11 protein-coding genes are annotated in these 16,566 nt (G+C 57.6%); 10 read left to right on the plus strand and 1 reads right to left on the minus strand.

Annotated features, from left to right (window positions below; all coding sequences use genetic code 11):
• The first annotated feature begins 582 nt into the window (after positions 1-582).
• From NZK35_RS18195 to NZK35_RS18240, 10 genes are all read left to right on the plus strand, one after another.
• Positions 583-2,337: a serine hydrolase domain-containing protein gene (locus NZK35_RS18195; RefSeq protein WP_259633961.1), complete on the plus strand. Its 1,755-nt coding sequence runs from the start codon at positions 583-585 to the stop codon at positions 2,335-2,337.
• Between the two features lie 742 nt (positions 2,338-3,079).
• Positions 3,080-4,444, plus strand: a complete 1,365-nt coding sequence (locus tag NZK35_RS18200; protein WP_259633962.1) for a LamG domain-containing protein — start codon at positions 3,080-3,082, stop codon at positions 4,442-4,444.
• 9 nt (positions 4,445-4,453) lie between these two features.
• A complete protein-coding gene (locus tag NZK35_RS35090; protein ID WP_259633963.1) occupies positions 4,454-5,257 on the plus strand; it encodes a DEAD/DEAH box helicase family protein in 804 nt (267 codons plus the stop codon).
• 621 nt (positions 5,258-5,878) lie between these two features.
• Positions 5,879-7,921 (plus strand): tetratricopeptide repeat protein, encoded by a 2,043-nt coding sequence (locus tag NZK35_RS18210; RefSeq protein ID WP_259633964.1) that lies wholly within the window; start codon positions 5,879-5,881, stop codon positions 7,919-7,921.
• A complete protein-coding gene (locus tag NZK35_RS18215) occupies positions 7,918-8,451 on the plus strand; it encodes an ECF-type sigma factor (RefSeq protein WP_259633965.1) in 534 nt (177 codons plus the stop codon). The genes NZK35_RS18210 and NZK35_RS18215 overlap by 4 nt, the downstream gene beginning before the upstream one ends.
• A gap of 530 nt (positions 8,452-8,981) precedes the next feature.
• Positions 8,982-9,743 carry an RNA polymerase sigma factor gene (locus tag NZK35_RS18220; protein WP_259633966.1) on the plus strand — a complete coding sequence of 254 codons (762 nt, stop codon included), beginning with the start codon at positions 8,982-8,984 and terminating at the stop codon, positions 9,741-9,743.
• A gap of 94 nt (positions 9,744-9,837) precedes the next feature.
• Positions 9,838-11,493: a serine/threonine-protein kinase gene (locus NZK35_RS18225; RefSeq protein WP_259633967.1), complete on the plus strand. Its 1,656-nt coding sequence runs from the start codon at positions 9,838-9,840 to the stop codon at positions 11,491-11,493.
• Positions 11,494-11,723: 230 nt separating this feature from the next.
• Positions 11,724-12,335, plus strand: a complete 612-nt coding sequence (locus tag NZK35_RS18230; RefSeq protein ID WP_259633968.1) for an RNA polymerase sigma factor — start codon at positions 11,724-11,726, stop codon at positions 12,333-12,335.
• A gap of 119 nt (positions 12,336-12,454) precedes the next feature.
• Positions 12,455-14,656, plus strand: a complete 2,202-nt coding sequence (locus NZK35_RS18235; RefSeq protein ID WP_259633969.1) for a serine/threonine protein kinase — start codon at positions 12,455-12,457, stop codon at positions 14,654-14,656.
• Positions 14,653-15,039 (plus strand): hypothetical protein, encoded by a 387-nt coding sequence (locus tag NZK35_RS18240; protein ID WP_259633970.1) that lies wholly within the window; start codon positions 14,653-14,655, stop codon positions 15,037-15,039. Before NZK35_RS18235 ends, NZK35_RS18240 begins: the two co-directional genes overlap by 4 nt.
• Before the next feature lie 236 nt (positions 15,040-15,275).
• Here the strand turns inward: NZK35_RS18240 and NZK35_RS18245 are convergent, their stop codons facing one another.
• Positions 15,276-16,103: a hypothetical protein gene (locus tag NZK35_RS18245; RefSeq protein WP_259633971.1), complete on the minus strand. Its 828-nt coding sequence runs from the start codon at positions 16,101-16,103 to the stop codon at positions 15,276-15,278.
• Between the last annotated feature and the right edge of the window lie 463 nt (positions 16,104-16,566).

Raw genomic sequence — 16,566 nt, forward strand, 5'->3', positions numbered from 1 at the left:
CGTCGCGGCTCACAAAAACGACAGCCCGCTAGTGCGGAGTGCCCGTGAGACTTTGGCGAGGCCATTGGAGCGGGAGTTTGGCTTAAACGGTTCGCCGAAGCGGATCGAGAGGTTTGCATTTGTTAAGGCAACGATGCGATCCGCCATGTCTGCGAAACTCACTTTCCGGACTACGTGCACGCGCTTGACTTGATGCGCGAAGGGCTTCGCGATGAACGCCAGCCGCCTTGAAAACAAATGGCACCATTCGTTTTGGCGGTATGAAAAGCGTGTGCGTGAGCAATGAAGCTGGGATCGAGGCTGACACGAACGCGCCTCAATCTTTCACCCTCTCGACAGGTTGGCAGAAAGCCATGGAAATCCATGAGCTGTCTGCGTGGCTGGTATTCGCCGTCTTCGGCAACGATCATGGCAGTTGGGACGCGGTCTCCATCAAAATCCGAGACCAGCACGATCAACGCTGGGTTGTCCAACGCCATCAAACGAACGACTCGCGGTACAGTCCCTGCCGACCGTGGCTACGTGTGGGACCTCCCGCTCCAATGACTTGCCATCGCTTGTTCGTTGCAGGAGAATGTGGGGATGAAGCACACCGCTCGGCTCGCCTGCGTCTCATTGTTGCTCTCGATCCTCTTCCTGGTCGCGTTGCCTGGGCATCGCTGTTTGGGGCAGATCAACGAGGCTCCATCGAACACCGAGGCCACCAAGCCGGACGTACCTTTGGCAGAGCGCAGGCGCCAGGAGCGCCGCGAGTTCCAGTCGCAGGAGTTGATGCTGGCCAAGTCGGGTTCCTGGTTCTTCAAGCCCGGCGAGACACCCCGCATCCTATGGCGCGACGCAGAGACGGTCAGGCTCCTCGGGTGCAAGCAACCTCTGCGCGTGCGCTGGTTCGACGCGACGCTCCGCGAGGCCGAGTCCCCTGACGCGCCCGGGCGCTGGCTCGCATGGATCGAGGGCATCGCGCCCAATGGCACGCCGCTCCGTCGCTCGTTGACGTTCTATGGCTTACCCAAGCAGATAACCGGTTCGTTTTCGCCCGACCTGACCGTCGCGTTTCCCAACTTTCCGGGTCCCAAGGCACCGACGGTTGTGGTGGAGCACGAAGCAGAAATCATCCGCCTGGCGAACGACATCGTCGTGAAGGCGGTCCTCAATAGCGAGAAGGGCGCGATCCTGGTAGCCGGAATCACCGAGGCCAAGCCACACGGACGCCCGGCGCGATACGTCGAATCGGCCGCCGTGATGAACGACGACTGTCACTTGGCCTTGAAGCTGAAGGTGCAAGGATTGCAGGACAACGTGAGACGGTTGCGTCCACCTCGTCGACGCGATCAGCCGGCAACTCGATTGCACCAGGGCACGGCCGCCGAGGCTGGCGTGATGCCCGACGCCAAGGCCCGGATCGACGCCGTGTGCCGGGCGTGGGCCGAGGACACTGCCGAGCCCTTTGTGACGCTTGTCGCGCGCCGCGGCGTGATCATCACTCACGAGGCCTTCGGTTGCGACGCGAGCGGGCAGCCCATCGACCGCGACTACCGCTGCTCGGTCGCATCGATCACGAAGACGGTCACCGGCATCCTGTTCAGCTTGTTTCTCGACCAGGGGCTGATCGAGCTAGACGATTCGCTGGCCACCGTCTTTCCAGACTATCCGAAGAACGACCCGCACGTCCCCACTTTCCGGCAGTGCTTCAACCACACCTCTGGACTGGCGGGCCTCGGTGAGTTCGGCGGCATGCGTAACCCGCAACTTGAAAACATCGTGCTCAACGGGATCGACGTGAACCAGCCGGGCGTGAAGTATGCCTACAGCGGTTTGGGCTTCGAGCTGGCTGTGAAGGCGATGGAAATTGTCGCCGGCCAGAGCGCGGTGCGGCTTTACGACGAGCACCTCTTCCGACCCTTAGAGCTTGGCGACGTTCCGATCGGCAACGCCAGCTCGGCCGGCGAGTTCAGCGCAATCGAACTGGGCATCCTGGCCCAATGGGTGCTCAACCGCGGGAGCTACGGCCCACTGGAGTTCATCCGGCCAGCGACGTTCGAGCGTCTGATGCCCGAGCCGCTGCGTGTCGCGGATCGCGGGGGCTGGGACAGCGAAGGGATCGGCATCCATTTCATGAGGCACCTCAAGCACGACGCGCCGCGGGGCTCGCAGCGCGACGAAGACCAACTGTTCGGCCCGCGCACCATCGGACACGGCTCCTTTTCCGGCTGCGTGTTCGTCATCGATCCCGACGCCCAGCTGATCATCACGCAGGTGCGTAAGCGGAGCGGCCCCCGCAGCGGTGAGTGGTCACCCAAGTTCTTCCGTACCATCGCCGCGGTGATGAAGAAATAGGCGTATCGCCCCGATGTCGGCGAGAATTCAAGCTCGAAGCTGCCGAGTGCGGCGTGCGACTCGCTTGCCACGGGTTCGAAGCACTCGGATCTGAAAACCGCCTGCGGAGGTCTCCGGCACCGACGCGCCGAAGCCTGTTGGGGAACCTGCGTCGGTTGGTCCAACCGACGCGGTGAAGGGTCCCGCGATCGATAGGACCAATAGGACAGATGGGGCCCATACGTCCTATGCGTCCTATTGGTCCCATTGCACGATCGTTGCCCCATCCTCGGATCAACGGCAAAACAATGGGGGCAAAACAATTTCCGCCTGCGATCGTTTTGCCCCCATCGTCTTGCCCATCGTTCGTTATCCAGTCGAGCAACAAAGACTGACAACCGATGTCGCAGCGGTGAGCATCGACCGAGCGCAAGTTCTCTTAGTGTTTTAGGCGCACTCTTAGCGAAAACTTGGACTGGACTTCCGAGAAGTGTGCATCCAAAAGCCGAATCCGCCGTTGCCGGGAGAATCGCGATCTGTCCCCGCCCAAGTTCCACATCTACTTCCGGTTCGTTTTCTCGGTCAGCACCCGCTCACCTGGAGTCGTCGGTCCTCGATTATGAATAACAGGAATCAATCATGCTGTTGTGAGCGACGCTAAACTCGGAGACAGGGAGTGCTCGCTCACGTCACTCGCACTAACTTGGTGAAAGATCTGTTGCCTGTAACCGCCATTTCTCTCTCTTAGGAAGCCAGTCAAACCATGTTTGATTCGAAGGAGTTCGTGCTCATCACCATTCTGATCGTAGTGGGAATCGCAGCCAACTTCGTGCTCATCCGGCAATCGTGGGGCCAACCAACCGCCCCGCCCGCAGAGCAAGAAGACGCCAGCGATGAGAATCAAGACCGGCCGACCGCCAAAGATGCTCGTCCGGCACCGCTCCCGAAACCCGACGCGTCGGCGAAGGTCGAAATCTTCGCGATCGAGTATAGGCCGATCGAGGGTGTCACGGGCCCGAAGCCCTTGGAGCCACCCGCCCGCAACAAGAAGTTCGCCTTTGGTGGCCACCCCTTCTTCGATGACGTGAACGTGTATCCGCATCAGAAGCCACTGTTTGTGGTCAGCAAAGAACATGTCCAATCTTGCAAACTGAAAAGCAGCGTGCACAATCCGATTGATCGCACCCGACGAATCGTGCTGGAGGTGGGTTTCACGAAGGAAGCCCAGGCGGAACTGAGCCGTCGCATCCGGGCCTTGAAACCCGGAAAAAAGACCCGGTGGTCGGTCCGCTTAGACGGGGATAAATGGTGGGGAGAGGAGCCCTTCCCCGCCGGGGGCGTCATCAGCGGCGTCGATGTTTGCGCCGCTCTCGATCGGAGTGAGGCCGAGCGAGTTAAGAAGTCGCTTCTCAAGACCGCGAAACCACTCGCTCATTTTCGGTTCAACGATCGAGTCCGGGACATTGCCGGCGCAGACAGCAAGGTGATCACGCAAGACGTTACTGTGCATAAGGGAGCCTTCATCAGTGACGGACAGATTCGCATAGCGAGCGAGACTCCGCTTCGCATCAAAACCCCGTCACTGAATTACCGGTCCTTCGCGGTTGCCGTCCGGTTCCAACTCAACAACGTGGAGGTCGAGGAACAGCCCGTTTTGACCTGCGGGCCGGAAACGGGCTGGTTCCGGGTGCGAGTCAAGGACGGCCATCTCCTCGTAAATCTGGAAAGCGGGGATCGGCGTTATCGCTCGCGGGAGATGGACGCGGGACCCGTCGAAGCGGGTAAGTGGTACGACCTCGTCTACGTCGCGCGACGTGACGAATTCGAATCCCGCGTGTTCCTGAACGGGAAGGCGGTCCAGCGCTGTTCCACCGTACCGGCGGGGGCATTCGCCCCGGAATCGCTGGACGCCGGTAGTCAGCGAAATATGCGGATTCGCCCGAGATCGATTGCCGCGGAGTCGCTCAATAGGATCCTCCACAACGTCTCGGATTCGGAAAAGGTATGGTCGTTCCGCGACCCACGGACGGGCCACACCTTCCACGGGCAAATCGATGAGTTCATCGTGTACGAGCGGGCCCTTTCGGTAGCAGAAGCCGAGGGCTTACGGTTGGGGGCGGCCAAATAACGCTCGCCAATGAGGAGAGCGAGGAAAAACCTTGGTGCCCTCAACATCGCGTGCCGGCACCTCATACGCCATCCAAGGGGCAATGTCCTTTGGCTCGCGAACCGCTGGGAGCTTGTGGCGCAGGCGTCACGCGGATTGATCGACACCGGCGTCATCGTTCCATCGCAGATCGGGAAATTTGGCAAAGGCCTTCCAGAATTCCGCGAAAAGCTCAACGCGAGGTTCCTCTTCTCGACCGTGCAAACTTGGTGTTCCCGAAGCGCTAACGGTCTCGTGTTTCCCCAGTCTGATCGAGGCCCGCTCCTCGTGGTTGTGGACGAATGTCACTGGGCCGCAAAGGCGACGCAAGGAAAAAAACTGCTCAGCCAGTTCCTCGGAAAGGCGAGCATCGTTGGCCTTTCTGCCACTCCCAATCTAGACGCCGAGACGCACAACATCGCCTACGCGAAGTCCTTCGCCGACCTTTGTCCTGAGTACCTAAGGTTCGGAGTACTGTTCAGTCTTCTCGCAGCAGCCCGTTCGCCAGAAAGGGTCGACAAGCTCGCCAGCGACGCGAAACTTGGCGAATCGAAGGATCATGGCCGGTTCGGGCATCTCGCCGGGCAATGCCGTGTCGCTGGTCCGTTCCACAGGTTGCAACCAATTGCATGGTTCGTTCAGCCAATTACGTCACAATCCGGCTGGTTGCGTAGGAGACCCAAGCTTTCGTGTGACATGTCAGCATCTCGTTGCAGCAACACGAGCCGCACTCAACGAGCAGATCACCGAGTGAATGACGAGAATCTTGCGGTAGCTGGGCAGATTGCTTGTTGAGCGAAGTTGGACCAATCGCTGTCGCGAAAAAAACGGCTTCACCACTGCGGCTAGAAGACCTCTGCAGGTTGCTGGCTTAGCTGGACACTTCGCCGAAAACTGATCCGAGATTTCACAAAGTGTGCGGCGGAACGAATTCGCGAATTCGCGGCCGTCGATGCAACCTCTAGCACGAAGAGATCTCGCTTCGTGCCGGAGGTGAATCTCCACCTCGGTGATCGAGCGGATCTCCTCAGGCGCGGAGATCAGTGCGTCCGCGCGAGTTCTAGGGCTGACGGGATTCGCAGACAAAGGCCCGATTCATTCCCTACGCGCATTCAGCCATGCCCGCCCCAAGATCGCTCGATGTCGATGTAAGGCGGCCAAGGCGTCTGGACCCAGGCTTCGGATTGAACGGGCGGCTCTTGTATAACACGAGAACCAGGGATCCCATCATCAAGCACAGCGAAAAGCTGACGACAATCGAAACCTGGCATCCTCGCCTCGTCACGGTCGCGGTTGAAGCGGGTTTCTGAATCGAACGATGTGCCGACGCACTTCATCCTCAACAGCAGGAGGATCCGGCTCATTCATGGCAAGTCCCGAGCAACCCGAAGTATGATTGGCAAGAATACTTATGGCATGTATGAACGCAGAAAAGAAGCTCTTGGAGAATCCGACCAGACCAAAGCGATCACCCGACAAATCAAGGATGTTTTTCGTTGTATCGACTTTCTCGTCGCGTCGGAGTCTTATGGCGATGCGACGATCGGGTATATGGGAAGCAGTTATGGTGCCCGCGTCGGTCCGATCGCCGCAGCGCTCGATCCTCGCATCGAAGTGGCAATTTATCTCAACGGCGGTGCTCCGCGAAGCGGGACCGAGGAGGTAATCGATACGGTGCACTTTGCCCCGCGTGCTACACAACCTGCCCTGATGCTCAACGGAATCGATGATTTTATTTTTCCGTCAGAGAGTTCGCAGAAACCGCTTTTCCGGTTGCTCGGTGCAAATCCTGAGCAGAAAGAGCATCTGCTCGTAGGAATAGGGCACAGCGTCGACAATGAACAGATGGCCGATGAAGTCGACCGATTTCTGTCCAAGCACGTTGGGAAAACGGGATACCAACCGAAATCATGGCGGGACAAAGTGGACTACATTTGGACGAAGACCAAGGCCTTGGTGGGGTCGAAAGCGGGGCGTGCAAAAGCCAAGGAACTGCTCCCGGACATGATCGCAACGCTGAAGACGCATGGTTCGACCGCGGATGACGCCCGACTACTTGCGGATGCCCAATATTATCAAGCCGTCCTCTCACCCGACCTCGATGGCGAAATTGCCTTGTTGCGTGAGGCAGTCGCCGATGCAGAAAGAGCGCTTGGCAATACGGATGCTGCAACACAACGATTACGCCAGTATCTCGCATCGGCACTCACCCGACACTCGCTGAAAGCCCTGCTGGCCGCTGAGAGTGCAGACTCTTCCGAGTTTCAGCAAAGCAAGCAAACTCTTTCTGAAATCAGCGAACTGATCCCACAGTTCGCTTGGCCGGAACTTGGCAAGGCCCTCGCGGCCTTTCGTGAGCGAGACCGCGAAAATGCTACAGAGCATCTGAAAGCGTGCGAATCACTTCCCTTCACATGGGGTCTCGAGTTTGTGTTGCGTGCACACTTGGCAGCCGACCAAGGCCGCGGACAGGAGGCTCAAGACTGGCTCAGCGTGCTGGGACTCGAGAGGGCCAAGAACTACGTCGAAGGCGGACTGCCGACACCGCCAGATTTGGTTGCTCAAGCACGGGACAAAGTGAAAAACCTTGAAACCGAGCAGACCGTTTCAAAAAATGAAGACGAAGCGTTGCGACGGCTTGTCGAAGAGTATCCGTCGCACTACTACCTCCACTGGCTCAGCGGGTTGCAAGCCGTTCGCAGCGAACAAATGGAGGCAGCACATGAAGCATTCGCAGTTGCCTTCGAAATGTGCCCGGGCTTCAGGACGACGGATTGGTATGCCATCACGTCACAGTGGCTTGGCGATCAAGCCTCGCTAGAGTGTTGTCAAAATCGCCTGATCGAGCTGGCGAAACTCAAAGACGGTTGTTGGGTGTGGGACGGAATCCATATCGCTCGAGCGTACTGTCGGATTGAAGATAGTCGTTCCTATCCGGCAGAAGACGCTGCCGTCCTGCAGGAATACGCTCGGCTCGTTGCACCTTGGTTCACCTACGGCGCCCCACGAATGCTTGGCCCCTGGTTGGAGTATCGACTTGGCAAGAAAGTCAAAATCAAATCGTACAACAACAATGGCCACCCGGAACAGCAAGCCGAATCGATGATCCTTGACGCGATCACGGAGTACCGCTTCGGCGATCGCAGTGCGGCATTCAGCAAGCTCGACAACGCCCGCAGATTTATCGAGGACAGGATTCCCAGCCCGGACGGTGAAGCGTTCAAGTACATTGGAGCGGACCACGCCTGGGCCGTCTCGCGACTTTTCTTGCGTGAAGCATCTGCATTGATCGAGCTCGATTCCGAGACGTTCGACGCACGCGTTACGGCAGCGGTCGGCCGGTTGAGAAGCGATCTGAACGGCGAACTCGGTGAGGAGAATACACGGCGGATTCTGCTACAAGTCGGCGAGGCGCTGGTTAAAAAATACTCCAGCGACGAACCATCGAATCAGCAATGAGCGAGTCTTCCGACCTAGACCAAGAGAGGTTTTCCTCGGACGACTTGATTCCGCTGGTCTACACCGAACTTCGGCGACTGGCCAAAAGACGATTGAGTGACGATCGTGCCGGACAATCGCTCGACGCAACCGGATTGGTTCACGAGGCCTTTATTCGGCTGTCACGTGACCCCAATTGCCAGTGGAACAGCCGAGGGCACTTCTTTGGCGCTGCGGCTGAAGCGATGAGGCGAATTCTGATCGAACGATCGCGGCAGCGACAAACTCAGAAGCGAGGAAAAGGTACTCCGCATGAGTCCCTCTCACCCGAAGCAGAGGTTTCGGATCGAGACGAGAGACTGATCAAACTCGATGAGGCACTCGATGAGCTTGAAGCAGTTGATGTCCGTAAAGCAAGACTCGTCAAGCTTCGGTTCTTTGTCGGTCTGACCAATGAAGAGATCGCCGACGCGCTGGAAATCCATTTGGCCACCGTGAACCGAGATTGGGCGTACGCAAGAGCTTGGCTCAAACGAGAAATGGCTGATTAGTGATTGGTACCGTGCGCGGCTACTCATGCTTAGAAGGTCGAAGCAAAACACGCTTCCATGGAACCGAGACGGAGCGTTCAGACGCTAGCGAAGACTTCGTGAGCAACCGCCGCAGGTTAACGAGTTTTCGAGACGCGTTACTCTACGGCGGGCTGTGTGCCGTTAGCGTCTGCGGATCGGCAGTGATTTCCCACTCTTCTCAGGGTGATACGTTGGGTTTCCAGCCGGGCAGACTTGCGACCATCCATGCGAAACGCAGTCAGGCTTCGGGGATCACCTCTGTCCGTCGGCAAGTCGCCATCTGCGCGTCGTATTTCTGGCAGCGAGGAATTTCCGAGGAATTCTCCCGGTTATGGGTTAGGTGTCGCGATATGCTCTGACCATTGGATAGGAAGCAACATCCGGAGCAATTTCACCTGAGGAAGCGATGGCAAGTGATGACCCACCTGCCTGGGACAAGATCGTCGAGTCGCACGCCGAGCGTGTGTATCGGATTTCCGAAAGTCACGAGTATCCGGTTTAGCATCATCATGAATCATCACAGTTCCGATTCGCGAAGACCTGCCGGCAAGCGGCAATTCGCCACGACGCAGTGGAGCGTCGTGTTGTCCGCGGGCGAGTGCGTTGGTGAGGAATCGGGAGCCGCGGCGGCGGCGTTGGCGCAGCTTTGCGAAGACTACTGGTATCCGCTTTATACGTACATTCGCCGTCGCGGATACGGCGTCGCGGACGCGCAGGATCTGACGCAGGCGTTCTTTGTGCGGTTGCTGGAGAAAGAGTCGCTCCGCATCGCGGACCCGCAGCGCGGGCGGTTCCGGTCGTTTCTATTGGCGTCGCTGGACCACTTCTTGGCCAATGAATATGGCCGTACGCAGGCGAAAAAGCGAGGCGGCGGCCGACAGCGCATCTCGCTCGATCTTGCCGCGGGCGAGTCACGGTTGGATCTGACGCCGGTTGATCACCTGACGCCCGAGCGGGCGTTCGAGAAGAATTGGGCGTTAACCCTGTTGGAGGTTGTGGTTTGCCGTCTGCAGGGGGAGTTCGAAGCGGGCGGCAAGCGTCGGCAGTTTGAACTGCTGCGCGACTCCTTGACCGGCGACCGCGAGCGACTGGACTACAAAACGATCGCTGCCGAATTGCACATCACTGCAGAGAGCGCCCGCCAGAATGCCCATCGACTGCGGAAACGCTACCGCGAACTGCTGCGAGAAGAAGTCGCTCGCACGGTCGCTGTTGAGGGCGATGTGGACGAGGAACTAGCGAGCCTTCTGGCGGCTTTGGGAAATGGTTGATTTTTTTTTGTCACATACGCGTCGGGCTGCTTTAGATAGGGATGGATGAGCCAAGAATATCCCGAATCCCCGATCCATCTGTTGAATCCAAACGATGCCTTCACTCCATCGCTGTCCTGAATGCGGCGCTGAAATCCCCGACCAGTCCCCGGCGGGCCAGTGCCCACGGTGTCTGCTCCAGGCCGGTTTCGCCAGCGAAGACGAGGTCGATCCGCAGTTGGAGACCAGGTCGTCCAGCGCGCCGACAGCCCGATTCGAACCGTTGACTGTCGAGCAAATTGCCCGGCTCTTTCCGCAACTGGAGATTCTGGAGTTGCTGGGACAGGGGGGAATGGGGGCGGTCTACAAGGCCCGCCAACGGGACTTGGATCGTCTGATCGCCCTGAAGGTGCTGCCCCGCGAATTCGACCATGATCCCGACTTCGCCGAACGGTTTACCCGCGAGGCCCGTGCAATGGCCCTCGTGAGCCACCCGAATATCGTGGCCATTCACGACTTCGGCCAGCGCGATGGCCAGTTTTTCCTGGTGATGGAATACATCGACGGTGTGAACCTGAGGCAAGCGATGCAAGCGAGGCAGCTCTCGCCCGCAGAGGCACTCGCCATCGTGCCGCAGATTTGCGAGGCCCTCCAATACGCCCACGATCAAGGGATCATTCACCGCGACATCAAACCGGAGAACATCCTTCTCGATGGTAACCGACTCGTCAAAATCGCAGACTTCGGACTTGCCAAGATTCGAACAACCGAAGAGGACACATCCCAAATCACCCGTACCCACCAAGTCATGGGAACTCCCAATTACATGGCGCCGGAGCAATGGAAGCAGACGACTTCGGTCGACCATCGTGCCGACATCTACTCCTTGGGGGTTGTCTTCTACGAGCTGCTCACGGGAGAGCTTCCGATTGGCCGATTCCCTGTCCCGTCAGAAACCGTACAAGTGGATGTCAGGCTAGACAATGTGGTGCTCAAAGCCTTGGAGCAAGATCCACAGCGCCGGTATCAGCACGCGAGTCAAGTGAAGGAGGATATTACTGAGACCACATCCCGCGAATTCCCTGCCGCCAAACAGACGCCATCTGCAGAGCCTCAAGCGCCAACCCACTTCGATCCCTTCAACCCTTACTGGGAAGGATATTTGTCGAGGGTCGCCCAAACCAAGTTTGCAGAAATTCGCGAAAAGGTCCGGATCGCCTACCGCAAACGCCAATTCGGTCTGCGCACCTTGCTGATCGCGGTCGCTTTATTGGCAATCACACTCGCTATCGGCATGGCCGCCTATACGAACTTCACACCTCGTAAAGAGTTCGTCTGGGCTGTCCAAATTTCGATCGAAGCAGCCACGCCGCAATCGGATGTATCCGCAGCGAAGGAATTCGTCACAGGTCTCGACTCGACGACGTTGAGCGAGTGGCTGTTGGGCGATCCCCGTTTCTTGAAGATTCCGGCGGTCCAGGCCAAAGAAGACCCAAAACTCTGGCTTGTTGAGCACCTAACAGTTCGCGATGTTGAACGCGACGAATTTTTGAAGATGTTACTTCCCCAACTTAAAAAAAGACGCGGCAAACTCCTCAGCGAAGCCTTCTTCGTGGATGTGCGTTTTGTCGTTGATACGAAATGGATCTCGGAAAGAGACTTGACGGCAATCTTAGACAGGTCCGTGCAAGCCATCCAGGCCGAGGCGGTCGACGCCGATCTGAAAGCCGTCGTTGCAGATCGCATGTATCTCACGGTTCAACCGCAATGACTGGCCCGAACGCCGTTGAACTGGCTTGTCTTGGCATATATCGTCTTCTTCACGTGGCCGATACAGGAAGAACTAGAACTGCTAAGACGACAGGTTGCCGCAAGCGATCGGAGCTACAATCAGAGGATCGCTGAACGTGAGGCGCGCGGCCTCGAGTGGAAAGATGACAATCGTCGGTAGTGCTTGAGACCTGCCTGCAAATCCTGGCAGTCATGCTATGTTGGGTTCCCATGAATGAGACGTCGCTCAGTTTGCTTGATCACCTCCGACGTTCTCCCGAATCGGAGAGCTGGGATCGGCTCACCAAAATCTATGCGCCATTGATCCGAGTCTGGCTGCGGAAGTACGACGTCCAAGACAGCGACGCAGATGATTTGGTGCAGGAGGTGTTGCTGGCCGTCGCTACGGATCTCGACAAATTCGAACATGCTGGGCAGCCAGGCGCTTTTCGCGGGTGGCTGAAAGCGATCCTGGTCAACCGGCTGCGGAAGTTTTGGCGGTCTCGCGATCGTCGTCCGCAAGCACGAGGCGACTCGGAACTCGACGCCCGATTGGCACAACTGGATGATCCGGCCAGCGAAATGAGCCAGATCTGGAATCGTGAGCACGACCGGTATGTGCTGCGTCAGCTCCTCGCCCTCGCTGAGCCCCACTTCGAGCCCGTTACCTGGAAGGCGTTCTGTCGTGTGGCGTTGGAGGGCTTGAAACCGAACGTTGTCGCCCAGGACATGGGAATATCCCTGAATGCGGTCTGCCTCGCTAAGTCCCGTGTTACTCGGAGGTTGCGGCAAGAATCCGAGGGACTGATCGAGTCTTCTTCTGGATTTTTCGCGAAGAGCTGACAAGAAATCGTATGAACGGGTCTTGGTAGTTGGAAACGAGTCATTGGACCGCATCCGGTGACCAGAAACGCCTGCCAAATTGGTGCGAAATCAACAGATCTGTCTTGCAAGAGCTATCCATGCCGAAACCTACCGCCCACCCGAGCCGAGAAGAACTGAGTGCCTACAGCCTGGGGCAGTTGCCAGAAGAACGAGCGGTCGCCATCGATACTCACATCAGCCAGTGTGAGCCTTGCTGCGAGACCATCGTTGAATTGTCATCCGAGGATACGTTTGCAGGCCTGTTACAGGAAGCCGGGCGATTGCCCACGGATCTAACGCTTGATAGCGACTGCTTGACCGCCAAATCGTCCTTGACTTCGGAACACATTCCTGCGCCTCTGGCCGAACATCCTCGCTACGAGATCGTCAGACTGATTGGCAAAGGCGGAATGGGAGATGTCTACGAGGCCAGGCACCGCATGATGGAGCGGACGGTGGCGCTGAAAGTCATCAAGCAGGAACTGATGCGCAAACCGGAAGCGGTGGATCGCTTTCATCGCGAAGTCAAGGCCGCCGCTCAATTGGCTCACCCCAACGTTGTCACGGCGTACGACGCCGAGCAGGCCGGCGACATTCACTTCATGGTGATGGAGTTTGTCGCCGGAGTTGACCTATCGCAGATGGTCAACGACCGAGGCGCTTTGCCGGTCGCCGACGCCTGTGCCTACATCTGCCAGGCTGCCATTGGGCTCCAACACGCACACGAACGCGGCATGGTGCATCGCGACATCAAGCCCCACAACCTGATGGTCACGTCGGACGGCACGGTCAAGATTCTCGACTTTGGTCTCGCTTCGCTCGCGCCCAAAGCGGTTGCAGACGCCGACACGGTTGAAGCACGCGGCGACCTGACGGCGGCGGGCGCAATCATGGGTACTCCGGACTTCATTTCCCCCGAACAAGCCAACGACGCTCGTAAAGCCGACATTCGTAGCGACATTTACAGTCTGGGAGCGACGCTGTACTTCCTGCTCGCGGGCCGCCCGCCATTCGCGGAAGGCAGTGTGACGCAGAAGTTGAAGAGCCATGCGCAGGCCGAACCCAAACCGCTGAAATCCCTCCGCGACGACGTTCCACCCGAACTTGTCGCCATCGTTGCCAAGATGACCGCGAAAGCTCCAGAAGCGCGGTTTCAAACCCCGGCGGCGGTCGCAGAAGCCCTGGAATCGCTTTCCCAAAACCTGCAGTCACCCCCTAAGAAGCCTGCTCGTCGTCACGTCCCATCTTGGAAGTCACACATTCGTCCCCGAAAGGTCGTCGCCACTTTGATGCTCGTGCTCGGGGTCATCGCGGCAGTTGTGGCCTACAAGTTTTACTTCTCCGCGACCGACGGATTCTCGATAGTTTCCGGAGGTGCTGGCAGTGGCGGCGACGGTTGGTACGTCTCTGCCGGCAGCACTTACCTGAAGCAGGATGAACCAGGCGTGCTTTTCGGCATGTGCGAAAATCCCGAGGGTGAGCGCAGTTTCTCCTATGTCGTGCTCTTTCGTCACGAAGTCGAGGAGCTGACTGGCGTATCGAGCGCAAGTAATACGGGCCTGCAGTTCGATGGTGAAACCGCATCCATCAGGGACGGCCTTACCATCGACGGAAAGGATATCGAGCTTGACCTCGAAATGCAGATGGATAGGCACGACATCACATCAACCGAGCTGGTTATCAACGGTAAGCCGACCGATGCCTCCCAAGGCAGGCTATTTCTGGTTGACCTGACTTCCGACGGCGTGACCTGGAATCAGGTCAATGTAAAGTTCCCGCAAAATCTGCCCGCACCAGAAGAGGTGGTGGGCGACACGAAACTCGCTTCCAAAGTAGCGCGGCAGATCACAGAACAAGTTGCGAATGACAATGACCAGGTCCGCAAGTTTCTCGCAGGGGTGACAGTAGAGACGTCCGACCTCGCACTCACTTCGGAGGACCTGCTGGTCGGCGAATGGGTCTGGATTGGTCCCCCGCCCGGTAGCGATAGGATTCGTCTAACATTGGCCCCCAATGGCACGTTTGATTTGGTTCAGTGGTCGACCGGGCAAGAGATCCGGATGCAGGCAACTGGGACGTACGTTACTAATTTTTCCGTCAGTCCGGCCCAACTCGATCTTGACGCCACGATCACGACGCCTGCTCCAGATCGTGAGAAAACAGCGAAGCAGAAGTTCGAGTTGATTGTCGAACTGTTGGACGTAGACACACTACGTATGTCTAGCCTGGAATCCGAGTGGCGGCCCAAGACGTTCGATAAAGATTCATGGATCTGGCACCGGCAGGAAAACCGTACGTGACATTTACGGAAGTAACGCACGCGTCTGGCAACGAAGTGCTCGTTGTGTGTGTGAACCTGTACCGCAATGCGGATGAAACCTGTCGCGTCGAAGTCACCAAAAAACAGCGGAAGAAACGTGCCGGTGAACCGGTCGCCGTTGGTAAACCGATCACCGAAGAGGTGGTTCGAAAGCTCGTCCGGAGGGTTGCCGAGGATTCCGACTTCAAGCAACTCCAGGGCGACTGGGATGCCACTGGAGAGATCGAGCGGTTGGGCACACCCGACAAATCGCTGTTTGGCTCCCAGGTCCACGAGGTTTGGGTCAGCACGCGGAAGCAGCTCTTGATCCTCGACACCAACTCGATGCTGCCATCTTCGGAGAACTTGCATCGAAAGACATGACGAACCCATACGAAGTTTCGCCAGCGGCAGGGTTGTCGGTCGAATCCGGGTTGGCGTGCCCGCGGTGCGGATGCGAACTAACCAACAACGCTGATGGTTTTTCCACTCGCCCTCACGGTTTACCTGGTCGGCGTTGGTTCGGAATCCGCTGCAATTCAAGCACTTGGCGGACTGATAGTTTTTGGTGGTTTGGGCACTTCCTTCGTCGCCAAGATGCTGGCATGGTGGCACCACGCTTAAACGGCATCGGTTCGCGATCGCGACCTGAAGATCAGACTTGCAACCGAGGCGCCCATCATTCCACCAACGATCGCCGCAAAGTAGTGCATCAAATCGATGAACGGACTGTTGGCGTCAACGAACGAGTAACCTACCAGGACGGAGGCGACGAACCGTCCTCCATACCAACCCGGCAGCATGGCAATTAATGCGAACGGGATGATCGCGACGCGTTGAAGCGAAAACTCCTCAGCAGTCACGTCATTGTCCTCCGATGCAAGTCTCGCACGATGCAGACGCGAAGATGCGTGGATCCCACCGCCGATTGCCGCACCAAAATATGCAATTCCAATCAAACCGGCGATCCGTCGCGAGTTATCATCCGCCAGACTTCCAGTCAGGTCTATCAATGCCAGGAGCGACGCAGAAGCCAGGACGGCACCCACAGCGGCCCCAATCAAGCAGCGTGCTCCAGACTTCAACACGATCAGACACAGGATCACCATGGGAATTCCCAATTGGATCCAGCTCATCAGGTCGTGCCATTGGATGACGGCAAAGGCAGGAGCCATCGCTGCCGTCAGCGCGAGCAGACCAGTGAGCGTAAATTGCGGCTGCGGTTTCAATGGTGTCTCGTTCTTTGTGTGAAACGTCTTCCTGATGGGCGGCACCGGGCTCGAAATCAAAGCTGCCCGCCGCAGTTCGAGCTCTCTTCGATGACGTACGCACAGCCGACAGTCCAAGCCAACACCAACCCAGCATACCAGGGAACGGTTCCCTTCGCGAAATTGTGCAAACAGCCGTACGCGATCGCGAGAAGGATCGGAGCGACAGAGTGTTTCCATTTGCGATATCGCAACCACATCTTCTTAACTTTGTCTTAACGTTCTTAACCTTGCCTTAACCTTGCTCCGAGATGGAGCAAAGAAGCGGCGGGCTTTCCGGGTGGTGCGTTGAATTGTCCGAAGTAATCGGTAGCCTAGTTCGAGCATCCAGAACCGATTTCATTCATCCCGCCAAGCAGTTTCGTATTTTGGTGTCAGGCGATTGCGCGCCTCGCACCCTGCGAAAAACCCCCGAGGCAGAGAAGTAGTCGAGGCCGCCCCTGACGAGACTGAGACTCTTGCGAGCCGGGAGACGCTTGCGAACGAGGCTTCATTAACCCGATCGTTGAACGGAACACCTACATGATTCAATTCAAGATATCCAAGCACTGGCGCCCGGTTTTCGTGACGTTACTGGCTGTCGTGGCACTCTTGGTTCGCGACGCTGACGGCGATGATTCGACGAAATCACAAATCAAAATCG

Source organism: Stieleria sedimenti, from assembly GCF_025060895.1.
Taxonomy (GTDB): domain Bacteria; phylum Planctomycetota; class Planctomycetia; order Pirellulales; family Pirellulaceae; genus Stieleria; species Stieleria sedimenti.

Bases quoted from the DNA above. Each gene is read 5' to 3' on its own strand.
- NZK35_RS18195 (WP_259633961.1), top strand. From the start codon at position 583: ATGAAGCACACCGCTCGGCTCGCCTGCGTCTCATTGTTGCTCTCGATC.
- NZK35_RS18200 (WP_259633962.1), top strand. From the start codon at position 3,080: ATGTTTGATTCGAAGGAGTTCGTGCTCATCACCATTCTGATCGTAGTG.
- NZK35_RS35090 (WP_259633963.1), top strand. From the start codon at position 4,454: ATGAGGAGAGCGAGGAAAAACCTTGGTGCCCTCAACATCGCGTGCCGG.
- NZK35_RS18210 (WP_259633964.1), top strand. From the start codon at position 5,879: ATGTATGAACGCAGAAAAGAAGCTCTTGGAGAATCCGACCAGACCAAA.
- NZK35_RS18215 (WP_259633965.1), top strand. From the start codon at position 7,918: ATGAGCGAGTCTTCCGACCTAGACCAAGAGAGGTTTTCCTCGGACGAC.
- NZK35_RS18220 (WP_259633966.1), top strand. From the start codon at position 8,982: ATGAATCATCACAGTTCCGATTCGCGAAGACCTGCCGGCAAGCGGCAA.
- NZK35_RS18225 (WP_259633967.1), top strand. From the start codon at position 9,838: ATGCCTTCACTCCATCGCTGTCCTGAATGCGGCGCTGAAATCCCCGAC.
- NZK35_RS18230 (WP_259633968.1), top strand. From the start codon at position 11,724: ATGAATGAGACGTCGCTCAGTTTGCTTGATCACCTCCGACGTTCTCCC.
- NZK35_RS18235 (WP_259633969.1), top strand. From the start codon at position 12,455: ATGCCGAAACCTACCGCCCACCCGAGCCGAGAAGAACTGAGTGCCTAC.
- NZK35_RS18245 (WP_259633971.1), bottom strand. From the start codon at position 16,103: ATGGAAACACTCTGTCGCTCCGATCCTTCTCGCGATCGCGTACGGCTG.